This is a genomic window from Nocardioides immobilis (genome assembly GCF_003515065.1).
In the GTDB taxonomy this organism is placed as follows: Bacteria; Actinomycetota; Actinomycetes; order Propionibacteriales; family Nocardioidaceae; genus Nocardioides; species Nocardioides immobilis.
In genome coordinates this window covers 299625-321437 of the sequence record NZ_QXGH01000011.1, presented here as the reverse complement: position 1 = coordinate 321437, position 21813 = coordinate 299625, and the positions used below count along the sequence as shown (strand labels likewise).

Annotated in this window: 12 protein-coding genes and 1 pseudogene; 7 read left to right on the top strand and 6 right to left on the bottom strand. The window is 70.5% G+C overall.

Annotated elements, in window-relative coordinates; translation table 11 throughout:
- Positions 1 to 34: 34 nt before the first annotated feature.
- Positions 35 to 4966, top strand: coding sequence for an NAD-glutamate dehydrogenase (locus D0Z08_RS07105; RefSeq protein ID WP_118924059.1), 4932 nt, complete (start codon positions 35 to 37; stop codon positions 4964 to 4966).
- Between the two features lie 25 nt (positions 4967 to 4991).
- Here D0Z08_RS07105 and D0Z08_RS07100 read toward each other — a convergent pair whose 3' ends face one another.
- On the bottom strand, positions 4992 to 6359 hold the full coding sequence (locus D0Z08_RS07100) for a septum formation family protein (RefSeq protein WP_118924057.1): 1368 nt from the start codon (positions 6357 to 6359) through the stop codon (positions 4992 to 4994).
- A 151-nt stretch (positions 6360 to 6510) separates the two neighbouring features.
- Here D0Z08_RS07100 and D0Z08_RS07095 point away from each other — a divergent pair, with 151 nt between their 5' ends.
- From D0Z08_RS07095 to D0Z08_RS33700, 3 genes and pseudogenes are all read left to right on the top strand, one after another.
- A complete protein-coding gene (locus tag D0Z08_RS07095; RefSeq protein WP_118924177.1) occupies positions 6511 to 8340 on the top strand; it encodes an ABC transporter ATP-binding protein in 1830 nt (609 codons plus the stop codon).
- The gene (locus D0Z08_RS07090) at positions 8337 to 10157 is read left to right on the top strand and encodes an ABC transporter ATP-binding protein (RefSeq protein ID WP_118924055.1); all 1821 of its coding nucleotides are present in this window, start codon (positions 8337 to 8339) and stop codon (positions 10155 to 10157) included. The genes D0Z08_RS07095 and D0Z08_RS07090 overlap by 4 nt, the downstream gene beginning before the upstream one ends.
- A 122-nt stretch (positions 10158 to 10279) precedes the next feature.
- A pseudogene (locus D0Z08_RS33700) lies at positions 10280 to 11530 on the top strand (cation:proton antiporter domain-containing protein); the annotation flags it as partial.
- Positions 11531 to 12425: 895 nt separating this feature from the next.
- Here D0Z08_RS33700 and D0Z08_RS07080 read toward each other — a convergent pair.
- From D0Z08_RS07080 to D0Z08_RS07070, 3 genes are read right to left on the bottom strand one after another with little or no spacing between them, the layout of a single operon-like run.
- Positions 12426 to 13814 (bottom strand): FHA domain-containing protein, encoded by a 1389-nt coding sequence (locus D0Z08_RS07080; RefSeq protein WP_118924051.1) that lies wholly within the window; start codon positions 13812 to 13814, stop codon positions 12426 to 12428.
- 1 nt (position 13815) lies between these two features.
- Entirely contained in the window at positions 13816 to 14292 is a 477-nt protein-coding gene (locus D0Z08_RS07075) for a hypothetical protein (RefSeq protein WP_118924049.1), read from the bottom strand.
- A 52-nt stretch (positions 14293 to 14344) separates the two neighbouring features.
- Positions 14345 to 15964 (bottom strand): FAD/NAD(P)-binding protein, encoded by a 1620-nt coding sequence (locus tag D0Z08_RS07070; RefSeq protein ID WP_220454086.1) that lies wholly within the window; start codon positions 15962 to 15964, stop codon positions 14345 to 14347.
- 263 nt (positions 15965 to 16227) lie between these two features.
- Between D0Z08_RS07070 and D0Z08_RS07065 the strand changes: the two genes are divergently transcribed.
- The gene (locus D0Z08_RS07065) at positions 16228 to 17040 is read left to right on the top strand and encodes a protein kinase domain-containing protein (RefSeq protein ID WP_118924047.1); all 813 of its coding nucleotides are present in this window, start codon (positions 16228 to 16230) and stop codon (positions 17038 to 17040) included.
- 88 nt (positions 17041 to 17128) lie between these two features.
- Positions 17129 to 18748, top strand: coding sequence for a hypothetical protein (locus D0Z08_RS07060; RefSeq protein ID WP_118924045.1), 1620 nt, complete (start codon positions 17129 to 17131; stop codon positions 18746 to 18748).
- Between the two features lie 10 nt (positions 18749 to 18758).
- On the opposite strand, the gene D0Z08_RS07055 is transcribed toward D0Z08_RS07060, so the two are convergent.
- Together D0Z08_RS07055 and D0Z08_RS07050 are read right to left on the bottom strand one after the other, a co-directional pair.
- Positions 18759 to 19601 (bottom strand): protein phosphatase 2C domain-containing protein, encoded by an 843-nt coding sequence (locus D0Z08_RS07055; RefSeq protein ID WP_182481206.1) that lies wholly within the window; start codon positions 19599 to 19601, stop codon positions 18759 to 18761.
- A gap of 53 nt (positions 19602 to 19654) precedes the next feature.
- Positions 19655 to 20353: a vWA domain-containing protein gene (locus D0Z08_RS07050; RefSeq protein ID WP_182481205.1), complete on the bottom strand. Its 699-nt coding sequence runs from the start codon at positions 20351 to 20353 to the stop codon at positions 19655 to 19657.
- Positions 20354 to 20478: 125 nt separating this feature from the next.
- Here D0Z08_RS07050 and D0Z08_RS07045 point away from each other — a divergent pair, with 125 nt between their 5' ends.
- Positions 20479 to 21807: a protein kinase domain-containing protein gene (locus tag D0Z08_RS07045; protein ID WP_118924041.1), complete on the top strand. Its 1329-nt coding sequence runs from the start codon at positions 20479 to 20481 to the stop codon at positions 21805 to 21807.
- Positions 21808 to 21813 lie beyond the last annotated feature (6 nt).

The window sequence follows — 21813 nt, the reverse complement described above, 5'->3', positions numbered from 1 at the left end:
GTGAGCCTCAAGCCCGCGGTCCTAGTGTGAGTTCGTGTCAACGACGACGCACCACACCGACCGGGACCAGATCTTCGACCAGGCCGCCGAGGTGGCCCGCCATGGCAAGGGCGCCTCGGCCCCACCGGGTGACGAGCTGGTCCCACTGCTCGCGGCGTACTACCGCCACGTCGGCACCGAGGAGCTCGCCGCCCGCTCCGACGTCGACGTCTACGGCGCGTACGCCTCGCACCACCACCTGGCCGCCGAGCGACAGCCCGGGACCACGAAGGTCCGCGTCTACACGCCCACCGTCGCCGAGCACGGCTGGTCGGCGGGCGGGCACTCCGTGGTCGAGGTGGTCACCGACGACATGTCGTTCCTCGTCGACTCGCTCACCATGGAGCTGGCGCGGCAGCACCGCGACGCCCACCTGGTGCTGCACCCGACGCTCGACGCGGTGCGCGACGACAAGGGCAAGCTGACCGCGCTGCGCCCGGTGGCGACGGGGTCGGCGGCGCCGCCCTCCGGGGCGCTGCGCGAGTCGTGGATGCACGTCGAGATCGACCGGATCGCGGAGGACTCCGACGAGGCCGACCGGCTCGCCGACGACGTACGACGGGTGCTCGGTGACGTGCGCGCCGCGGTCGAGGACTGGTCGGCCATGCAGGAGCAGGCGCGCACCATCGTCGCCGACCTCGAGTCGGACCCGCCGCCGCTGCCCGAGGACGAGGTCAGCGAGGGCCGGGCCCTGCTGGAGTGGCTCGCCGCCGAGCACTTCACCTTCCTCGGCTACCGGGAGTACCAGCTGGAGCAGGTCTCGGCTGATGGCGGCACCGAGGACGTCCTCCGGCCGGTGCCCGACAGCGGCCTCGGCATCCTCCGCGACGCCAGTGCGGGCGACCACAAGTCGTCGTCCTTCGGGCGCCTGTCCGGCGCGGTGAAGGCGAAGGCCCGCGAGAAGACGCTGCTCGTGCTCGCGAAGGCGAACTCCAAGGCGACCGTCCACCGCCCGGCGTACCTCGACTACGTGGGGGTCAAGGTGTTCGGCGCCGACGGCGAGGTGGTCGGCGAGCGGCGCTTCCTCGGCCTGCTGTCGAGCGCTGCCTACACCGAGTCGGTGCTCCGGGTGCCGTTGCTCCGCGACAAGGTCGACGCCGTGCTCGAGACGACGGGCCTCGACCCGCGCAGCCACGACGGCAACGCGCTCCTCGACACCCTCGAGACCTACCCGCGCGACGAGCTCTTCCACACCCCGGTCGAGGAGCTCGCCCCGATCGCGGAGGCCGCGATGCAGGCGCGCGAGCGCCGCGCCGTCCGCCTGTTCATCCGGCGCGACATGTACGGCCGCTACCTCTCGGTCCTCATCTACCTGCCCCGCGACCGCTACAACACCAGCGTCCGGCAGAAGTTCGTGCGGATCCTGTCCCAGGTGATCGGTGGCGGCCGGATCGACCCCGACTCGATCGAGTTCAACGTCAGCATCAGCGAGTCGACGACCGCGCGGGTGCACTTCGTGGTCCGGATGCCGGCGGGGGAGACGATCCCCGACAGCATCGACACCGCGGACGTCGAGCGCCGGCTGATCGACGCCTCGCGGTCGTGGCACGAGGACTTCCTCACCGCCGTGTCGGCCGAGTACGGCGAGGAGGTCGGCGCGATCCTCGGCCGGCGCTACGTCGACGCGTTCCCGGAGGCCTACAAGGAGGACTTCCCGGCGCGGACCGCGGCGGTCGACCTCGGCCGGCTCGAGGCGATCCAGGGCGACGCCGGCGTCGACCAGACGCTCTACTCCGAGCTCGACGCGCCCGAGGGCGAGGCACGGCTCAAGGTGTTCCGCGTCGGGTCGCCGCTGTCGCTGTCCGAGGTGCTCCCGATGCTGTCGTCGATGGGTGTGGAGGTCGTCGACGAGCGACCCTACGCACTGGCCGGCCTCGAGCGGGTCTCCCACATCTACGACTTCGGGCTGCGGTACGGCGCGCCCCTGCCGGACCAGGCGCGTGCGCTGTTCGCCGACGCCCTGCGCGCGATCTGGGACGGCTACACCGAGATCGACGGGTTCAACCGGTTGGTGCTGCGGGCATCGCTGACCTGGCGGCAGGCGATGCTGCTGCGGGCCTACGCGAAGTACATGCGGCAGGGCAACTCGCCCTTCGCGATCGACTCGATCGAGGGCGCCCTGGCCGACAACGTCGACCTGGCCCGGATGCTGGTGACGCTCTTCGAGACCCGCTTCGACCCCGACCTCGGCGACGCCGCGCGGGCGAAGGGCGAGGCCGACCTCGACGAGCGGATCAAGAAGGCGCTCGACGACGTCGTGAGCCTCGACCACGACCGGATCCTGCGCTCCTACCTGACGCACATCCGCGCGACGCTGCGCACCAACTACTTCCAGTACGCGGGGGACGGCAAGCGCCCGAAGTCGTACCTCTCGCTCAAGATGGAGCCGTCGGCGATCCCGGACCTGCCGGAGCCGCGGCCGAAGTTCGAGATCTTCGTGTACTCGCCGCGGGTCGAGGGGGTGCACCTGCGGTTCGGCGCCGTCGCCCGCGGGGGCCTGCGCTGGTCGGACCGGCGCGACGACTTCCGCACCGAGATCCTGGGCCTGGTCAAGGCGCAGATGGTGAAGAACACCGTGATCGTGCCGGTCGGCGCGAAGGGCGGGTTCTACGCCAAGCAGCTGCCCGACTCCTCCGACCGCGACGCCTGGCTGGCCGAGGGGATCGAGTGCTACAAGACCTTCATCCGTGGCCTGCTCGACGTCACCGACAACCTGGCGGCGGGGGAGACCGTCCCGCCCGAGCGCGTCGTACGACGTGACGGCAACGACTCCTACCTCGTCGTCGCGGCCGACAAGGGCACGGCGACGTTCTCCGACATCGCCAACGGCGTCTCGAAGGACTACGGCTTCTGGCTCGGCGACGCGTTCGCCAGCGGCGGGTCGGTCGGCTACGACCACAAGGCGATGGGCATCACCGCCCGCGGCGCCTGGGTGTCGGTACGCCGCCACTTCCGCGAGCTCGGCATCGACTGCCAGAACGAGGACTTCACCGTGGTCGGCGTCGGCGACATGTCCGGCGACGTCTTCGGCAACGGCATGCTCTGCTCCGAGCACATCCTCCTGGTGGCGGCGTTCGACCACCGTGACATCTTCATCGATCCCGAGCCGGACGCTGCGAGGTCGTACGCCGAGCGCAAGCGGCTGTTCGACCTGCCGCGGTCGAGCTGGCAGGACTACGACAGGTCGCTGATCTCGGAGGGGGGCGGGGTTTTCCCGCGCTCCGCGAAGTCGATCCCGGTCAACCACCAGATCCGGGCATGGCTCGGGATCGCCCGGAACGTCGATGCGATCACTCCGGCGGAGCTGATGAAGGCGATCCTGCTGGCGCCGGTCCACCTGCTCTGGAACGGCGGCATCGGCACCTACGTCAAGGCGTCGACGGAGACCAACGCCGACGCCGGCGACAAGGCGAACGACGCGATCCGGGTCAACGGCACCGAACTGCGGGTGCGGGTCGTCGGTGAGGGGGGCAACCTGGGCTGCACCCAGCGCGGCCGGATCGAGTTCGCCCGCGACGGAGGCAAGATCAACACCGACTTCATCGACAACTCGGCCGGTGTCGACACCTCCGACCGCGAGGTCAACCTGAAGATCCTCCTCGACCGGGTGGTCCGCGACGGCGACTTGACCCAGAAGCAGCGCAACAAGCTGTTGGCCTCGATGACCGACGACGTCGCAGAACTGGTGCTGCGCGACAACTACGAGCAGAACATCGCGCTCGCCAACGCCACCCGCAACGCGCCGTCGCTGCTCCACGTCCACGAGCAGTGGATGCGCCAGCTCGAGACCGAGGGGCGCCTCGACCGCGATCTCGAGGCGCTCCCCGGCAAGGCCGAGGTCAAGCGCCGGCTCGAGCATGGCGGCGCCCTCACCCAGCCGGAGCTCTCGGTCCTGATGGCCTACACCAAGATCGTGCTGGCCGAGGAGCTGCTGGCCTCCGACCTGCCGGAGGACCCCTACCTCCTGCTCGATCTGGTGTCCTACTTCCCGGAGGCGGTCCGCGAGGGCTTCACGCCGCAGATCGAGGAGCACCCGCTCCGGCGCGAGATCATCGTGACGCAGGTGGTGGGCGACCTCGTCAACGGCGCCGGCATGACCTACTGGCCGCGGCTGGCGGGGGAGACCGGCGCCTCGGCCGCCGAGCTGACCCGCGCCAACTTCGTCGCGCGCGAGATCTACGGGTCGCTGCCGCTGCGCGAGGAGCTCGCCACCTACGACAACAAGATCGACGCGGCCGTGCAGACCCGGATGCGGGTCGACATGCGCACCCTCGTCGAGCGGGCGTCGCGCTGGCTGGTCACCAACCGCCGGCCGCCGCTCGACAGCCAGGCCACGGTCGACCTGTTCGCGGGACCCGTCCAGGCCGCCATGCTCGAGCTGCCGCAGCTGCTCATCGGCCGCGAGCTGGCGGCGTACGACTCGCGGCGCTCCGCGCTGGTCGAACAGGGCGTGCCGGAAGACCTCGCCGCGCGGGTGGCGTCGTACGACGTCGCCTACGCGCTGCTCAACGTCGTCGAGATCGCGACCCGTGACGACCTCGAGCCGCGCGACGTCGCGCGGGTGCACTTCGCCCTGGGCGAGCGGCTCGGCATCTCGGTGCTCCAGCAGCGTATCGTCGACCTGCCGCGTGCCGACCAGTGGCAGACGATGGCCCGGGCGGCACTCCGCGACGACCTCCATGCGGTGCACGCGCGGCTCACGGCCGAGGTGCTCGCCAGCACCTCCGCCGACGAGGACGTCGATGCCAGGGCCGACCCGGACGAGCTTCGGGACGAGGCGACCCGCCGGGTCGCCGAGTGGGAGGCAGCCACGGGCGGCGTGGCCGAGCGGGCGGTCGAGACGCTCGGTGCGATCTGCGCGGACGAGGACACCGACCTCGCCCGGGTGTCCGTCGCGCTCCGGGTGGTGCGCGGGCTGCTCGCCTGAACCAGCCCCGGTCCCGTCCGGGCGGTCACTCCCAGGAGAAGCAGAGGATGTACGTCGCTCCGGCGTCCCAGAACGCTCGGTCCGGCACGTCGGCGTACGCGAAGTGCTCGGGGTCGGTGCTCGGACAGAGTGCCCGACCGCCGTCGTCGGTGAGCTCGGCGGTGGACGGCGGGTCACCCACGTGGACGACGGACTCGGTCACCCGGTACTCGTGGGGCAGGTCGCACGACGTGTAGAGCCCTGCGCTGGAGGTGTAGTCCTCGGCGCACAGCGCCACCTCGTCGGCGAGGGGGAGGTCGTCGACGGTGTCCTCAACGGGGTCGGGCAGTGGTTTGGTCTCGCCGCCCGCGCGGAGGGTCAGGTCGCACCGGGCCCAGTCGGCGCCCGCGTCCGCTTGGTCAGCGGTGGGGACGAAGTAGATGACGGTCCATGAGGAGCGGGCGAACGCCTCCACGTGACCGCCGAGGTAGGAGATGCTGGTCCGCGCGCACTCGGATCCGATCGCCGCCCACACGGAGTCCGGGTTCGACCGGTCGACGGACTCCGGCAGGGTCGCGACGTCGGTGGTGATCGTCGTCGCGGCCTCGTCGTCGCACGGCACGGGGGGCTTCGTGTCGTGGTCACCCGAGAGGTCGGCCGACGTCAGGGCGTGGCAGGTGCCGACCTCCGGCGTGCCGAGCGCGGCGCGCTCGGCGCCCGGATCGTCGCTCGGCGGCGGATCATCGTCGTCCCCGCCGGCGAACACGACCACGCCGACGACGCCCGCGACCACCAGCACGAGCACGGCAGCGAGGGCGCCGTAGAGCCAGCCGGGCACCCCGCGCCGAGCGGGTGGGGGCACGGGGGAGTAGTAGGTCGGGGGAGGTGCAGGCGCCCACGGCTGCTGCGTCTGGGGCTGACCCTGGGGCTGACCCTGGGGCTGACTGTGGGGCTGGCCGACGGACGGCGCCACCGTCACCTGGCCGGGGCCGCCGGGCGGCGGCGGGACCGGCATCGGCGGCGGCGCCAGGGTCGGAGGCAGCGGTGCCGAGGACGGGACCGGCTGGTCCCACTGCGCCCGGTACGAGCGGACGTCGGCGTCGTTCACCATGCCGGTCGCGTAGGCGAGCACCGCGCAGGCCCAGGCCGACCGGCGCTCGTCGGTCGCCCGTTTGCGAGCGAGCGTCGTCGCGGTCTCGGTGATCGCGCCGTGCGGGCTCGCACCGACCTCCCGCAGCTCACGGAGCCGCTGGAACGCGCCGAGCTCGACCGCATCGACGACCAGGCGGATCTCGCCGGCCCCGGCGCCGTCCGTGTCGATGTAGTCCGACAGCGCCGACACCAGGTGCTCGGTGTCGTCGAACGCCGCGGGGCTGCGGCGGTAGATGTCCTCGACTGCGTGGTGGATCTCCATCACCGTGAACGGTATTCCGGCGCGACGGTGAGAGCGGTCGAATCGCCGAATTCGCCGCCGCAGAAGTCCGGCGACGAGACCGGTCGGGCCGGTCGTCGTACCTTTAAACGATTCGCGTCTGTCGGTGCGCAGACCTATGGTCGGAGCACCGATGACGACCTCCACGCCTCAGCTTCCTGGTCGGTCGGAGCGTGACCCGCTCGGGCCTGATCCGGACAATCCGCCTCCCGCAGGCGTCCACTCCTTGTGGCGCCTGCGGTCCTACCTCCGCCCGCATCGTGTGGCGCTGGTGATCATGGTGACGACCGCGCTCGCCGGCATCGGGGTAGCGATCGCGATCCCGCTGGTGATCAAGGCGCTCATCGACGGCCCGATCACGGACGGCGAGGTCGACCCGGTGCTCCCGCTGGGCCTGCTCGTGCTCGCCCTCGGCGTGCTCGAGGCGTTCCTCACCTGGTGGCGGCGGTGGATCCAGTCCAACGCCGTCCTCAACGTCGAGACCGCGATGCGACGCGACCTCTACGCGCACCTGCAGGCACTGCCGATGAGCTTCCACAGCCGGTGGCAGTCGGGTCAGCTGCTCTCGCGCGCCACCACCGACCTGTCGTCGATCCGCCGGTTCTTCGGCTTCGCGATGCTGTTCCTGTTCATCAACATCCTCCAGGTCACCGCCGTGACCGGCGTGCTGCTGGCGATGTACTGGCCGCTCGGCCTGGTCGTCGCGTGCACCGCCGCGCCCATCGTCTGGCTCTCGATGCGCTTCGAGAAGGAGTACGTCGTCGTCTCCCGCCGGGTGCAGGACGAGCAGGGCGACCTGGCGACCCGGGCAGAGGAGGCCGCCGTTGCGATCCGGGTGATCAAGTCGTTCGGACGGAGCCGCTTCGTCAGCGACCAGTACGAGACAGCCGCCCGCCAGCTGCACGCGACATCGATGGACAAGGTCCGGCTCTCAGCCCGGTTCTGGACCTTCCTCGAGGTGATCCCCAACTGTGCGGTCGTCGTCGTCCTGCTGTTCGGGGCGATCGGCGTCGGCCGCGGCGCGCTCACGCCCGGCGAGCTGGTCGCGTTCATCACCTTGATGCTCTCGTTGGTGTGGCCGGTCTCCTCCCTCGGCATCATCCTCGCGATGGCGCAGGAGGCGATGACGTCGGCCGCTCGCATCCTCGAGATCTTCGACACCGAGTCCGACATCGTGAGCGGCACCCGCACCATCGACGAGCCGCGCGGCCACCTGCGCTTCGAGCACGTCGACTTCGCCTATCCAGGCGCGCTCGACGAGCCGGTGCTGCGCGACCTCAATCTCGACATCCAGCCCGGCGAGACCGTCGCCGTGGTCGGTGCGACCGGATCGGGGAAATCAAGCCTGACGGCGCTCGTGCCCCGGCTGTTCGACGTGACGGCCGGCGCGGTCACCATCGACGGCGTCGACCTGCGCGACCTCGACGTCGCTCATCTGCGTCAGCTGGTGGCGACCGCGTTCGACGACCCGACCCTCTTCTCGATGAGCGCGCGCGAGAACCTCACCCTCGGGCGGGACCCCGAGACGAACCCAGCGTCCGACGCGGAAATTCAAGAGGCGCTCGACGTCGCCCAGGCCGGCTTCGCCCGCGACCTGCCCTGGGGCCTCGACACCAGGATCGGCGAGCAGGGGATGGCACTCTCCGGAGGACAACGGCAACGACTCGCGCTCGCCCGCGCGGTGCTGTCGCGCCCCGCCGTGCTCGTGCTCGACGACACCCTGTCGGCGCTCGACGTCCACACCGAGGCGCTCGTCGAGGAGGCGCTGCGCCGGGTGCTGGTCGACACCACGGGCATCATCGTGGCCCACCGGGCGTCGACGGTGATGCTCGCCGACCGCGTCGCGCTGCTCCAGGACGGCACGATCACCCACGTCGGCGAGCACCGCGAGCTGCTCGCCACCGTGCCCGCCTACCGCGAGCTGCTCGCGGCCGACCCGTCGCTCGAGGAGGCTGTCTCATGACCGCCACCGACTGGCGCGGCGTTGCCAAGGCCGACGAGGACGAGCGAAACGAGCGCATCGAGCGGAAGTTCGTCGGTGGCTCGGGCACCTTGCTGCGGGAGCTGCTGCGACCCTACAAGTGGGCGATGTGGGTGCTGGTGGGGATCGTGCTGGTGGAGAACGCCGCCCGCCTCTCGATCCCTTACCTCGTCAAGGAGGGCATCGACACCGGCATCCCGCCGATCCGTGCCGACAACAACCTCGAGCCGCTGTTCGTCATCGTCGGCATCGTGCTCCTCGCGACGCTCACCCAGGCCGTCGCGCGCAACCTCTTCCTGGTCCGCTCGGGCAAGGTGGGCCAGGACGTCCTGTTCGAGGTGCGCCGGCGGGTGTTCCGGCACTTCCAGGCGTTGAGCCCCGCGTTCCACGACGACTACACGTCCGGCCGCGTGATCTCACGGCAGACCTCCGACGTCGACGCGATCTACGAGATGCTCGAGACCGGCTTCGACGGACTCGTCACTGCCGCGCTCACGCTCGTCGGCACCGCCGGACTGCTCCTCTTCCTCGATGTGAAGCTGGGTCTGGTCGCGCTGTGCTGCGGACCGTTCCTGTTCTGGGTCACCAACTGGTTCCGCAAGTCGTCTGCCAGTGCCTACCGGGTCACGCGTGAGAAGGTCGCGCTCGTCATCGTCCACTTCGTCGAGTCGATGGGCGGGATCCGCGCGGTGCAGGCCTTCCGCCGGGAGCCCCGTAACCAGGAGATCTTCGACGACGTCAACGACCAGTACCGCGCGGCCAACCTGACGTCGTTCCGACTGGTCGTGTGGTTCATGCCCGGCATCCGGCTGATCGGCAATGTCACGATCGCGGTCGTCCTGATCTACGGCGGCTACCTCGCCTACCACGGTGAGGTCACGGTCGGCGTGCTGGCCGCGTTCCTGCTCTACCTGCGGCAGTTCTTCGAGCCGATGATGGAGATCAGCCAGTTCTACAACACCTTCCAGTCGGCGTCGGCGGCGCTGGACAAGCTCGCCGGTGTGCTCCGGGAGCAGCCGGGCGTGCCCGAGCCGACCCGGCCCGAGGCCCTGCCCGCGCCGCGCGGCGAGGTGCGCTTCGACGCCGTCGACTTCGCGTACGTCGACGACCGGCCGGTCCTCGAGGGCCTCGACCTGCGGGTGCCGGCCGGCCAGACGCTTGCGCTCGTGGGCACGACCGGGGCCGGCAAGACCACGGTGGCCAAGCTCGCGACCCGGTTCTACGACCCGACGGCCGGCCGGGTCCTCCTCGACGGGGTCGACCTCCGCGACCTCACCTCCGACGTGCTGCGCCGCGCGGTCGTGATGGTCACCCAGGAGAACTACCTGTTCTCCGGCACCATCGCCGACAACATCCGGTTCGGCCGGCCCGACGCGACGATGGAGGACGTCCAGGGCGCGACGCGGGCGCTCGGCGCGCACGACTTCATCTCCGCGCTGCCGGACGGCTACGAGACGGCGGTGGCCAACCAGGGCGGCCGGCTGAGCGCCGGGCAGCGGCAGCTGGTGGCCTTCGCCCGCGCGTTCCTCGCCGACCCCGCGGTGCTGATCCTCGACGAGGCCACCTCGTCGCTCGACGTGCCGTCCGAGCGGCTGGTCCAGCAGGCGTTGCGCACCGTGCTCGCCGGCCGGACGGCGGTGATCATCGCCCACCGCCTCTCGACGGTCGAGATCGCCGACCGGGTGATCGTCATGGAGCACGGGCGGATCGTCGAGGACGGCACCCCGGCGGACCTGATCGCCTCCGGCGAGGGCAGGTTCTCCGACCTGCACGAAGCATGGCTGGACTCGCTGGCCTGACGCGCAGGGTCCCGGTCGCGGTGGCGGAATTCGTCCGGAAGGCTGATCCTCGCGGTTAGGGCACCACGCACGGGATAGACGCAATAGGCTGACGCAGGCTGAACCACCCCCCAGGAGGATGCATGTCCCACGTCATTGCCTGGTCCGGCGCAGCGGAGCCGATCGTGACGGCCAAGCTGCTCGACATCGCCGTGATCCTCGGGCTGCTGGCACTGATCATCGTGGTCGCACGACTCGCCGGCGCCGCCGTCGGCAAGATCGGGATCCCGCCGGTCGTCGGCGAGATCGCCGCCGGCGTGCTGCTCGGCCCGAGCCTGCTCGGCATGGAGCTGAGCGGCGACCTGTTCCCGATCGAGCAGCGTGGCTTCCTCGAGGTGCTGGCCCGGGTCGGGCTGGTGCTCTTCATGTTCGTCGTCGGCCTGGAGCTCGACATCTCGCTGGTCAAGGGTCGCGGCAAGGTCGCCGGATCGGTCTCGGTCTGCTCGATCGTGCTGCCCTTCAGTCTCGGCATCGGACTGGCGAAGGTCTTCGTCGAGACCGACGCGACGGCAGCCCTGAAACCCGACGGCGTCGACTTCTGGCCGTTCGCGCTCTTCATGGGCGCGGCGATGTCGATCACCGCGTTCCCGGTCCTCGCCCGGATCCTGACCGACCGGCGGATGCACCGCACCGAGACCGGGGGACTGGCGCTGGCGTGCGCCGCGACGGACGACATCATCGCGTGGACGCTGCTGGCGGTCGTGCTCGCAACGTCGGGCATCGAGGGCAGTCACGGACACCTGCCCGGGTGGGCGATCTACCTGGCGATCCCGTTCGTGCTCTTCGCGATCTTCGTGGTCCGTCCCGCGCTGACCTGGCTGACGTCGGCGTACAGGAAGGCCGGCGAGCTGACCCCCACGATCCTCAGCGTCGTCCTGGTCGGCATGCTGCTGTTCGCGGGCGCCACCGAGGTCATCGGGATCCACTTCATCTTCGGGGCGTTCCTCTTCGGCGCGATCATCCCGCACGAGAACGCAGCCGCCCTACGACACGAGATCCTGGTCCGGCTGGAGCAGATCGCGGTGCTCCTGCTGCTGCCGGTCTTCTTCCTGATCTCGGGCCTCAAGGTCAACATCCAGGGTCTCGGCTCGGAGCACATCCTGCCGCTTGTGGCGATCCTCGCGGTAGCCATCGTCGGCAAGTACGTCGGCGCGTACGTGGGCGCCCGGATCCAGCAGGTCCCGCACTGGCAGGCCAGCTCGCTGGGGCTGCTGATGAACACCCGCGGCCTGACCGAGCTGATCATCCTCAACGTCGGCCTCGAGAAGGGCCTGTTGAGCCAGGAGCTGTTCACGCTGATGGTGATCATGGCGCTGGTGACCACGGTGATGACCGGCCCGCTCCTCAACTTCACCTACCCGCAGCGACGCGTCGCCCGCGACATCGCCGAGGCGGAGCGGGCCGCCCTCGGCGACGAGGCGGTCGACCGGATCTTGGTGCTGAGCCGGCCCGGTGCCGACAACGAGGTCCCGCTCGAGGTCGCGGTCGCGATGCTTGCCGGTGCCCAGCCCGCCGAGATCGTCATCGCCGACCTCCAGCCCCAGGGCCGCCTGCTCGACCTCGGCAGCGGCCTGTCCGGCGAGCTCGCCGAGATGGCCGAGGCCATGGAGCGCCAGCAGGTGCTGGTGCGCCGCGGCGAGGAGGTCGGCGTGCCCGTCCGGGTGATCGCGCACCCGAGCGCCGACGTCGAGGAGGACCTGGCCGAGCTCGTGCAGGTGCTCGCCCCGCAGGGAGTGGTGGCCTGGTCCGACGACCCCTCGCTCGACGCCGTGCTCGCGGTGGTCGACTGCCCGGCCACGGTGGTCGCGACGGGCACCGAGCGCTTCCCGGACAGCGTCCCGGTCTCGGTCGCCTTCACCCCCGACAGCAACGGCGACGCAGCGGTCGTGCTCGGGGCGCGGCTGGCGGTGGCGCGACAGGTTGCGCTGCAGCTTCCGGCTGAGGGCGGTCGCCGCCTCGCCACCATCCGGGCCGCGCTCGAGGAGCGGGGTCTCCGGGTCACCGAGCCGATGACCCCCGACCCCGACTCGGGGCTGACGGCAGCGGTGATCGACGTTGCCGCCGTGGACGCGGTCCCGACCGCATCCCTCGGAGCTCGCAGCGAGCCGGACGCCGTACCCGTCGACTTCGCCACCGTCGACCTGGGTGCCACCGCCGCGATCGGCGCGGAGTAGCACAACGCGAAGCGGGGAGCCGCCGATGGCGACTCCCCGCTGGCTGCGTCTTCGCTCAGCCTCCGGCGTGCGTGTTGAACGCCAGCGTGCGGTGACCGATCCGCATCCGGGTGCCCTGCACCAGGATGTGCTCCCCACCCGGTGGCATCCGCTGCCAGTCGGGCGTCTTCGGCACGTGGATGAACGTCCCGTTGGTCGAGTTGTTGTCGATCAGTACGACGTCCCACCCGCGCAGCTCGAGCCGGGCGTGCACCCGGGAGACCTGGTTGGACTGGTCGATGATCGGCAGTCCGCGGAACTCGCCTGCCTGGACCCGCTCGTCGGCGTTCGGGTCGCGGCCCAGGAGGTAGGGGGTGTCGAGCTGGAACACGGAGCCGTCATCGAGCACGACGACACCCAGCGGCGGTCGGACGCCGGCCACGAGCACCGGTGTCTGCTGCACCATGTTGATGCCGCAGACGGCGCAGAAGAGCTGGCGCGGGTCGTTGAAGTGGCGGTTCTTGCAGTAGACCCCGCGCACCTCCTGCCGCGGCGCGTCGCCAGCCTCCTGGATCACGCTCACGTCGTCGACGAGCGGCAGCGGCTCGAAGTCGTCGTCGTCCATCTCGCCGATCAGCACCGACTGGAACTGGATCTGCTCGTCGGGCTGCGGCGGCGGCAGCGGCCGTCCGGCCGGCGGAGCGGCCTGTGCCGGGTGCGGGTGGTCGTGCTCGGCGTGGTCGTGGTCGTGTCCGTGGTCGTCGGCCATCACCGGCTCGGGAGCGGGCGGCGGCTCGGGCGCAGGCGGGGGAGCGGGAGCGGCGGGCGGCTCCGGCGCGGCCGGCGTCTCGGGCCACACCGGCGTCTCGGGCACGGCCGGCGCCTCGGCGGCCGGCATCTCGCCGGTCGGCTCGTCGCTCGCCACCTCGGCGGGCGCACTCATGGTGTCGCTCATCGCGGGCGCCATCATCATCGAGTCACCCGTGGGGGCCCCGCTCGGCACGACCAGGGCGCCGGCCTGGATGACGCCGCCGTCGAGGCGGTACGACGACCCGGGGTCGGCCGGGCTCGCACCGGGCAGGGTCACGGTCACCTCGTCGATCGGCCACGGGATCAGCCGCTCGACCCAGGCGAGGGAGTCGGCGCCCGAGATCCGCTCGTCACCGACGGTCACGACGACGTCGCCGTCGACGAACACGGCGAGGCCCGTCGAGTGCGGCGCCAGCGCCGCGAAGCCCGGTGACTGCTCGACGGCCGTCGACAGCATCAGCGCGTAGCCGCGCACGAGCTGGCGGCCCTGACCGCCGTTGGCGGCCACCATCTGCGCGTGGTCGACGTACGGCCGCACCACCTCGGGGTCGGTCGAGCCGACCAGGAGCACGACCGGTCCGATCCGGGCGAGGGTGCCGTCGCCGGCACCGGGGACGACGGTCGCGCGGGTCCAGTCCTCTGCTGACTGCTTCACGTCACACGATCCTTCCGCCGAAGAAGCGCCACCGGATGAGCGGCACCCGCATCGGTCCGTTGGTCCAGAGCCAGATGATGAACCAGATGACCGAGAAGTCGATGAAGAACGCCCAGAAGAAGAACGACGGCAGGTTCCCCTCGTTGACGCCGTCGACCATGCCGGGGACCAGGCCCAGGTCGAGGAGCAGCCAGACCAGGGCACCCTCGTTGATGGCGGTGATCAGGCCGAACAGGGTCGGCCAGTCCTTCTCCCAGCGGAACTGCTGGATCACGTGGTAGATGAGCTCCCACACGATCCCGAGCACGAGAACCGTGGCCAGGATGATGTAGGTGATCCGGTAGAAGTCACCGTCGAACCCGGGGAGCCCGGGCCGACCGTCGGGCAGGACCGGCGTGATCAGGAACGTGATGATGCCGCCGAAGACGACGAGCATGAAGATGCGGGTCTGCAACCGCCCGTTCAAGGTGGGCAACATCAGTGGGCTCCTCGGCAGGTCCAGGGGGCAGGGGAGTGGTCGGGCTGTCGGGTCACGGCGCGCTCCCGAACAGCCACTTCCACCACTGGATCGTCGAGCGCACCGGACCGATCCGCTTGCAGAACTTCCGCTTGTGGAGGTCCTGGTAGATCTCCTGCGCGGCGACCTGCAGGCCGAGGAAGGTGTCGACGCCCGGGAAGTAGCCGCCGAGGGTGGTGGCGCCCGAGGCGTACATCGCGCCGTTGCCCGAGCGGGTGCCGATCAGCTCGAAGTTGCGGTCCACGTTGAGCCGGCCGGAGGGGTTGCGGCTCGCGCCGCCGTGCTCCAGCAGGTCCTTGAGCAGCCGGTGCTCGGCGATGTCGGCCTCGAGCCCGGTGCAGTCGATGACGAAGTCGACCTCGACCGGGACCGTGCCCTGCGCCGTCCGCACGTGGTTGACGATCCGCTCGCCGTTGGGCTGCATGTCGTCGACGGTGCCGACGAGCGGGGTGTACCAGCCCTCGCGGCGGCCCTGGTTCATCTGCTTCTGCCAGAGCTTGCGCCACGGGGTGTTGGTGCCGCCCATGCGCTTGTAGATCTCGGCGCGCTGCTCGCCCTCGAGTCCGCGGACCTGCTTCTTGAGCTGGCCGCCCCACACCGACTTCGGGTAGTTGAAGCCCTGGTAGGCCCAGCCGTTCTCGCCGCGCCGACGCATGAAGATCCGGGTCTTCCCGCCGCCGGGGCGCGAGTCCTCCTCGTTGCCGTAGCCGTCGTTGGTGCCGTGGTAGTAGGTCCGGAACAGGTGGACGATGTTGGTCTGCGCGCCCTTGAGGAGGCGGTCGTCCATCAGCCGCTGCAGCACCCGGGATGCGACGATGCCGCCCCCGCGCACCATCACGGTGCTGGGCTGCTGCAGGAGCCGCTCGTAGACGTGCTCGTGCGCCTCGTAGGCGTTGACGATGTGGCGGTAGTCGTTGTGCTCGGTGCGGTAGCGCTGGAGCTCCGGGAGGAACTTCAGGCCGGGGTAGCCCACGGCGAGGTGGACGTACTGCGACCGGAAGGCCACTCGCTTGGTGGCGGAGGCCCCCTCGGGCGGCGTGAGGATCGTGAAGTAGCCGCCGCCGTAACGGCGGCGCACGATCCGGACCAGGCCCTTGACGAGCATCTCGTCGTAGCCGATCCGGTTCTTCTCGCGCTCCATCGTCTCGAAGGCCTGGCCGGCCTTCGGGGTGTAGTAGTCGGAGAAGATCGGCTCGGTGAACAGGCCCCAGAGGACCTTGAGGTTGAAGTTGCGGACGCCTTCGCTGAAACCGTACGACGGGAAGCCCCAGATGTTGTCCGGCCGCGACGCGGAGTCGGACCGGAGCCGCTCGCCGCGCGGGATCTGGGAGACCCGGGTGAGGTACTCGTAGGTCTGCCACGGGTGGTCGAGGGTGCCCAGGACCCGCATCTGCGAGGTGGGCACGCCTGCGATCCGCAGGTAGTCGACCGTCACGAAGCTGCCGATGCCCGAGCCGACGGTGACGAACGGGACGTCCACGATCGGGATGCCGGCGCCGGCGACGAGCTCGTCGGTCCAGAAGTCGGTCGCGAGCATCTGGTCGGTGAGGTCACCGGCGGGCATCGGCTGAGCCGGCAGGTACGTGTTGGGGTCTGTGGTCGGTACCACCGATGCTGCAGTGGGCTCGATCAACGTGCCTCCTTGGTCGTTGGGAGGTTCCGCCTCAGGTGCGTCCGGAACGCTACACCGGCTACCCCTCACCGCGCCTCCGAATCATGAACAGGGAAAGGTTCGGGGCGAAAACCGTCCGGCAGGATGAATACCCGAAACGGGGTTGCGGTTTTGGGCGACCGGATCGGTGGCACATGCCATGCTGTTGACCCGAAGGGCGACGCTGCCTCCGTGCACGGAACGTTGGTGGCGCTGCCGCCCGTCAAGAGCCATCGGAGGAGCGCGTGCAGGGCATCGCGGACTATGAGTTCATCCGGCCGCTGGGGGAGTCGAACTACGGCACGAATTATCTGGCGAACGCGCCGGCGCGCCTCGGCATCGAGGCCGACGAGGTCGTCGTCAAGGTCATCGCCGGCCCGACGTCGGACGACGCGTTCCGACGGGCCACCCGGGAGCTGAAGCACTTCAGCGTCGCCGACTCCGACCGGCTGGTCGCCGTCTACGACGCCGGCCGTCACGGCGGGGCGTTCTACTACGCGATGGAGTACCTCCCGCTCGGGTCGCTGGCGAAGCCCAACGTGTCGCTCGATCCCGGCCGTGCGGTCGCCGCCGTCCGGGACGCGGCGCTCGCCGCGCACGCACTGCACGAGCGCGGCATCGCCCACCGCGACATCAAGCCCGACAACATCCTGATCGCTGACGACGGCGGCCGGCTCTCCGACCTCGGCCTGTCGCAGCTGCTGTCACCCGGCATGGTCATGACCGGACTCGGTCAGATCGGGCTGGAGTTCACCGACCCCTCGATCATGCTGGGTTCGGCCGCCTCGCGGGCCAGCGACGTCTGGTCGCTCGGCGCCTGCCTCCACTACGCCCTGACGGGCCGTGGTGTGTACGGCGACCTCCGGAGCACCGAGCCGCTGCTGCTGGTCCGCTCCATCCTGGCGTCGCAGCCGACCCTCGCCCCGGACCTGCCGCCGGCGGCTGCCGAGCTGATCAGTGCCTGCCTCGCGACCGACGTGACGGCACGGCCGCGGACCGCTGCCGAGGTCGCCGAGCGGGCCTCCGGCATCGCGACCGGACTGGGAGCCGGGGTCTGACCGACGGGGTGTGGTGACGCACCCGCGGCCGCGGGGTAACTAGGATTCCCGACGCCGGCCGGCGACGAGATCACCAACGGGGAGATTCATGGAACTGCACGAGAGCCTGTACGCCTTGGGGCGGAGCCAGGGCCGGGAGCTGTTCAACGACGCCGACAGCTTCCGTGGGGCGCTCGACGACTACCTCGACGAGGACAGCGCGTCCACGGGTGACATCAACCTGCTGGTCGACGCCGTCCGGCTCGGTGCCTACCAGGCCATGATCTCGATGCTCGACAGCGGCGCCGACGCGGACCGCGCGGTCAGCGAGGCCGGCGGCCGGCTCGCGCGCGACCGCGGCAGCGCGGACGTCGGGGGCGCCATGTGGGCGCTCGCCGTCCTCGGCTACGCGACCGGCAAGGTCTCCGACGTCCAGGTGCGGCGCTACCGCACGCAGCACAACTCGGCGCCCGCGCCGCCGCCCGGCGGCCCGGCGACCATGCTGCCGCCGCCGGGCGCTCCCGGCAGCACCCCCGCTCCGGGCCCCGGCCCGAGCATGGGCGCGCCGCCGCCGACCTCCCCGGTCTGGCCGAGCTCCGGCCCCACCCCCGGCGTCCAGTCCGGTGTGCCCGGGTCGGCGCCGGGCCCGACCTCGCTCGGGTCCTACGGCGCCCCGCCGCCCCCGGCGTCGTACGGCGGCTACGGCCACGCGGCGCCGCGCAAGAAGCGCAAGGTCTGGCCGTTCGTCCTGATCGGCGCGGTCGTGCTCGCGCTCGTCGTCGGTGGCGGCATCTTCGCGATCATCAAGGCCACCGATGACAGCGACGGTGACGGCGACAACGACGCGAAGACCGGCTCCACCACCAACACCGAGGACGAGGGGCCGGACGTGTCCTTCGAGGCGCTCAACGAGCGCTACCAGAGCCTCGGGACGATGGTGACCTCCGGCATGGACGACTGTGTCGCGGCAGACCCGCAGTCGGGCCAGGAGGAGAAGATCTCCTGCACCTTCCCGCAGGGCACGCTGGTGCTGACGACGTACTCCTCCGACGCCGAGCTGAGGGCGGCACGTCAGCGCCGGCTCAACTACGCCGAGGGAACGATCGTCTCCGACGTCCAGTCCGGCGCCTATTACCGGTTCGACCCGACGACGGCCGACCCGGAGAGCACCGGGACCCCGATCATCTACTGGGACAGCCAGGCCGGCGTGCAGTCGGCCGAGCTGGCCGGGGCGACCGGAGTCACCGCCGACCAGCTCGACCCGGCGTTCGAAGCCGTGTCGGCGACGGTCACGCCGCCCGACGGCCCGACCGACCTCGCCGTGGACGAGTTCATGACCACGTTCACCATCATCAACTGCAACCGGATCCCGACCGAGACCAGCGGCGAGACCGAGGAGAGCGAGTGCCGGCGGTCCGGACGGCGCACCTGGGTCGGCAAGTTCGCCAAGGTCAACGACCTTCGGCAGTATCGGAACAACGCCAGGACACTCGCGCGCCAGGACGACGACATCGTGGTCGACTACTGGTTCACCGACGAGAACAACAACGACCAGCAGGACGACGACGAGCCCGAGCAGGGCAAGATCTACGGCTACGTCGAGGAGCAGGACAGCGGCAGCGAATACGGCGTCCTCTACATCGACGACCTGGACTGCCGCTGCTATCTGCAGATGTACGACAAGGGACAGGGCGACCCGCTCAAGCTCTACAACCTGATCTTCCCCTGATCGCGTCTTCTCAGGGTGCGTCGAGGGTGTCGGCGAGCTCGGGACGCGAGAGCGTGCCGCCGGGACCGGTGGGACGGTCGGTGGCGCCGGCGCCGAGGTTGCTGCGCGCGATGATCACCATCGAGGTGTCGTCGCCGCCGATCTGGGCCGGCTCCTCCAGCCACTGGGGCAGCTGCTCGCGGATCCACTCGAGGCCGCGGGTGCGGCCGAAGTCGACGAGCTGCTCGCCGGTCTGACGCCACCACCCCCCGGCGTCGACGCGCGAGGTGCCGAAGCCGTCGGTGCAGAGGAACATGAGCGCGACGTCCTCGACGCGCGTGTCGATCACCGCCGAACGGAGCGCGCGCAGCGGCTCGGGCTCGCAGAGCGAGCTGGTGCGGACGCCGTCGAGGTCGGGGTCGTCGGGGACCGCGCGCAGCGCCTCGCCCTGGTCGGTGACCAGGACCGCGTCACCGTCGCCGATCTGGAGGACGACGAGGAGGTCACCCGAGACGGCCGCCGCGAGCAGCGTGGTGCCGTAGGGGCGCAGCGGGTCGTTGACGGCTGCGTCGTACCGCTCGTCGGCGGCGTCGAACGGGTTGGCCTCGATGTGGTGGCGGACCTTCGTGACCCAGGTGTCGACGATCGCCTCGGCAGCCGAGGTGACGATGTCGCCTGCCGTCTCGGGGTCGGTGAGCTCGCCGACGATCCTGCGCAGCTCCTCGACGGCACTGACGGCCGCCAGCGCCGAGCCGATGTCGCTCCGGAAGTGGGCCTTGTGCCCGTGCCCGTCGGCGACCGCTGCCACTGCCTGCGCGCCGTCGGTCCAGGTGAGGACGGCGTCCTGCAGCGGGAGCTCGTCGCGGAGATGCACGGATCCGATCCGTGAAGCGGAGAGGACCGTCCACCCTGGGTGCTGCTCGAGGCTCACCCGAGCGTGCTCCAGATCGGGTCGCCGATCGGGCTCGGCGGCGCAGCGGTGAGACCGCCGCCGCCAACGATGGGCCGCGACGCGACCTTGCTGGCGGCCTTGGACGCCCAGACGATGTACTCGACCAGCTGCTCGGGGTTGTCGGCGCGCAGCAGCGGGACGTCCTCGTCACCGATGAACCGGCGCAGCGAGTGCATGTCGGCGTCGCGGCCGACGCCGAGCGCGAGCCGCACCGCGGTGGCGCCCCACCGGTTGTTGAGCAGGGCCTGGAGGCCCTCGGCGAACGTGGTGCCGCTGCTCTGGGTCGGGCGGCCGTCGGAGACCAGGATGATGGCGGGAGGATAGGCGCTGGTGCCCTCGTCGAGGAGCGCGAGCGCTTCGGTCAGGGTGAGCAGCGCGCTGCCGAGCTCGGTGAATCCGCGCGGCACCGCCTCGAGCCGCTCCCAGTGGATCTGGTCGACAGGCGTCGGCTCCTCGATCACCCAGCGCGGCTCGTTGGCGAACGCGAGGACCCGGATCAGCATCTCGGCGTGGGGGTTGGCGCGGGCCTCGTCCTTGAGGTGGGGGAGCACCTCGGAGATGGCGTTGTTGAGCGCCTGGATGCGTCCACCGCGCATCATCGAGCCGGACACGTCCAGCACGAATATGAAGTGGAGGGGCTTGCGCGCCAGGGCGCCGCCCAAGCGGTCACTCATGCCATCTCCTGATACCGGGGTTTGGACGCCGCCGTCGCTGCTCAGGCTATAGATTGTCACACACGGACCCCCGATCTGGTGGGGTTCCGGCGGCGGAACGAGAGGCACGGAGGTCGGCGACACCCATGGTGCTGGCAGAGGGCGTCGAGGTCGACCTCGGGCCGCTGGGTCGCGCGCGGGTGACATCGCTCCTGGGCCAGGGTGGTCAGGGCTACGTCTTCGAGGTACGACGCGACACCGGTGAGCCGCTCGCGCTGAAGTGGTACAAGCCCGAGAGCGCCACGACCGAGCAGTACCAGGAGATGCAGCAGCTGGTCGAGATCGGCTCGCCGCACCGCCGGTTCCTGTGGCCGCTGAGCATGGCCCGGGTGCACAGCCAGCCGAGCTTCGGCTACGTCATGCACCTGCGCGACCCGCGGTTCCTCGAGCTCAGCTACCTCCTGCTCAACGGCGACCGCGACGGCAACCCGCTCGACGTGTCCTTCTCGTCGATCATCGAGCTGTGCCGGCAGCTCAGCTACAGCTTCCTGCGGCTGCACGCACGCGGCCTCTGCTACCGCGACATCTCCTTCGGCAACGTCTTCTTCGACCCGTCCAGCGGCGACGTGCTGATCTGCGACAACGACAACGTCGGCATCGACAACGGCACCGGACGGGTGCTGGGGACGCCGTACTTCATGGCGCCCGAGGTGGTCCGCGACACGACGTACCGGACGCTGCCGAACACCGACACCGACCGGCACTCGCTGGCGGTCCTGCTCTTCTACTCGCTGTTCCTCGGCCACCCGCTGGAGGGCAAGCGCACCGATGCCGGCATGCGGGACGCGCACTGGCTGATGAGCCACTTCGGCACCGAGCCGCTGTTCTGCATGCACCCGACCGACGACAGCAACCGGCCGGCCGACATCGTCCAGCAGTACTGGCACATCTACCCGCAGTTCCTGCGCGACCTGTTCGTCCAGGCGTTCGTCGACGGCATCGAGCGCCCCGGAGCGCGGGTCACCGAGGGCCAGTGGATCAAGGCGATGGACCGGCTCCGCGACGGTCTGCTCGCGTGCCCGACCTGCGGCACCACCAACTTCTGGAGCAGCGGAGAGCCGGACCCGGTCTGCTGGCAGGACGGCACCGTGGTGCGGCCGCCGTACCTCCTCCAGGTCGGGCGGCGGACGGTCGCCGTCGGGCCCCAGGCCGCCATCCGGTCCGACCACCTCGCGTCCGGCGTCGACCACCCGGTCGTCCTGGGCGACCTGCGCCAGCACCCACAGGAGCCGGAACGGTGGGGCCTCCACAACGCCTCCGACTTCCCCTGGCCGGTCGCCTATCCCGGCGGCCAGAGCTTCGTCCTCGATCCCGACCGCACGATCGAGCTCGTCACCGGAGCCCGGATCCAGATCCGGAACGCGACCGTCCAGGTTCGGCAGCCCGTCGCCGCTCCGCCCGGCTCTCCCGCCTAGGCTGGT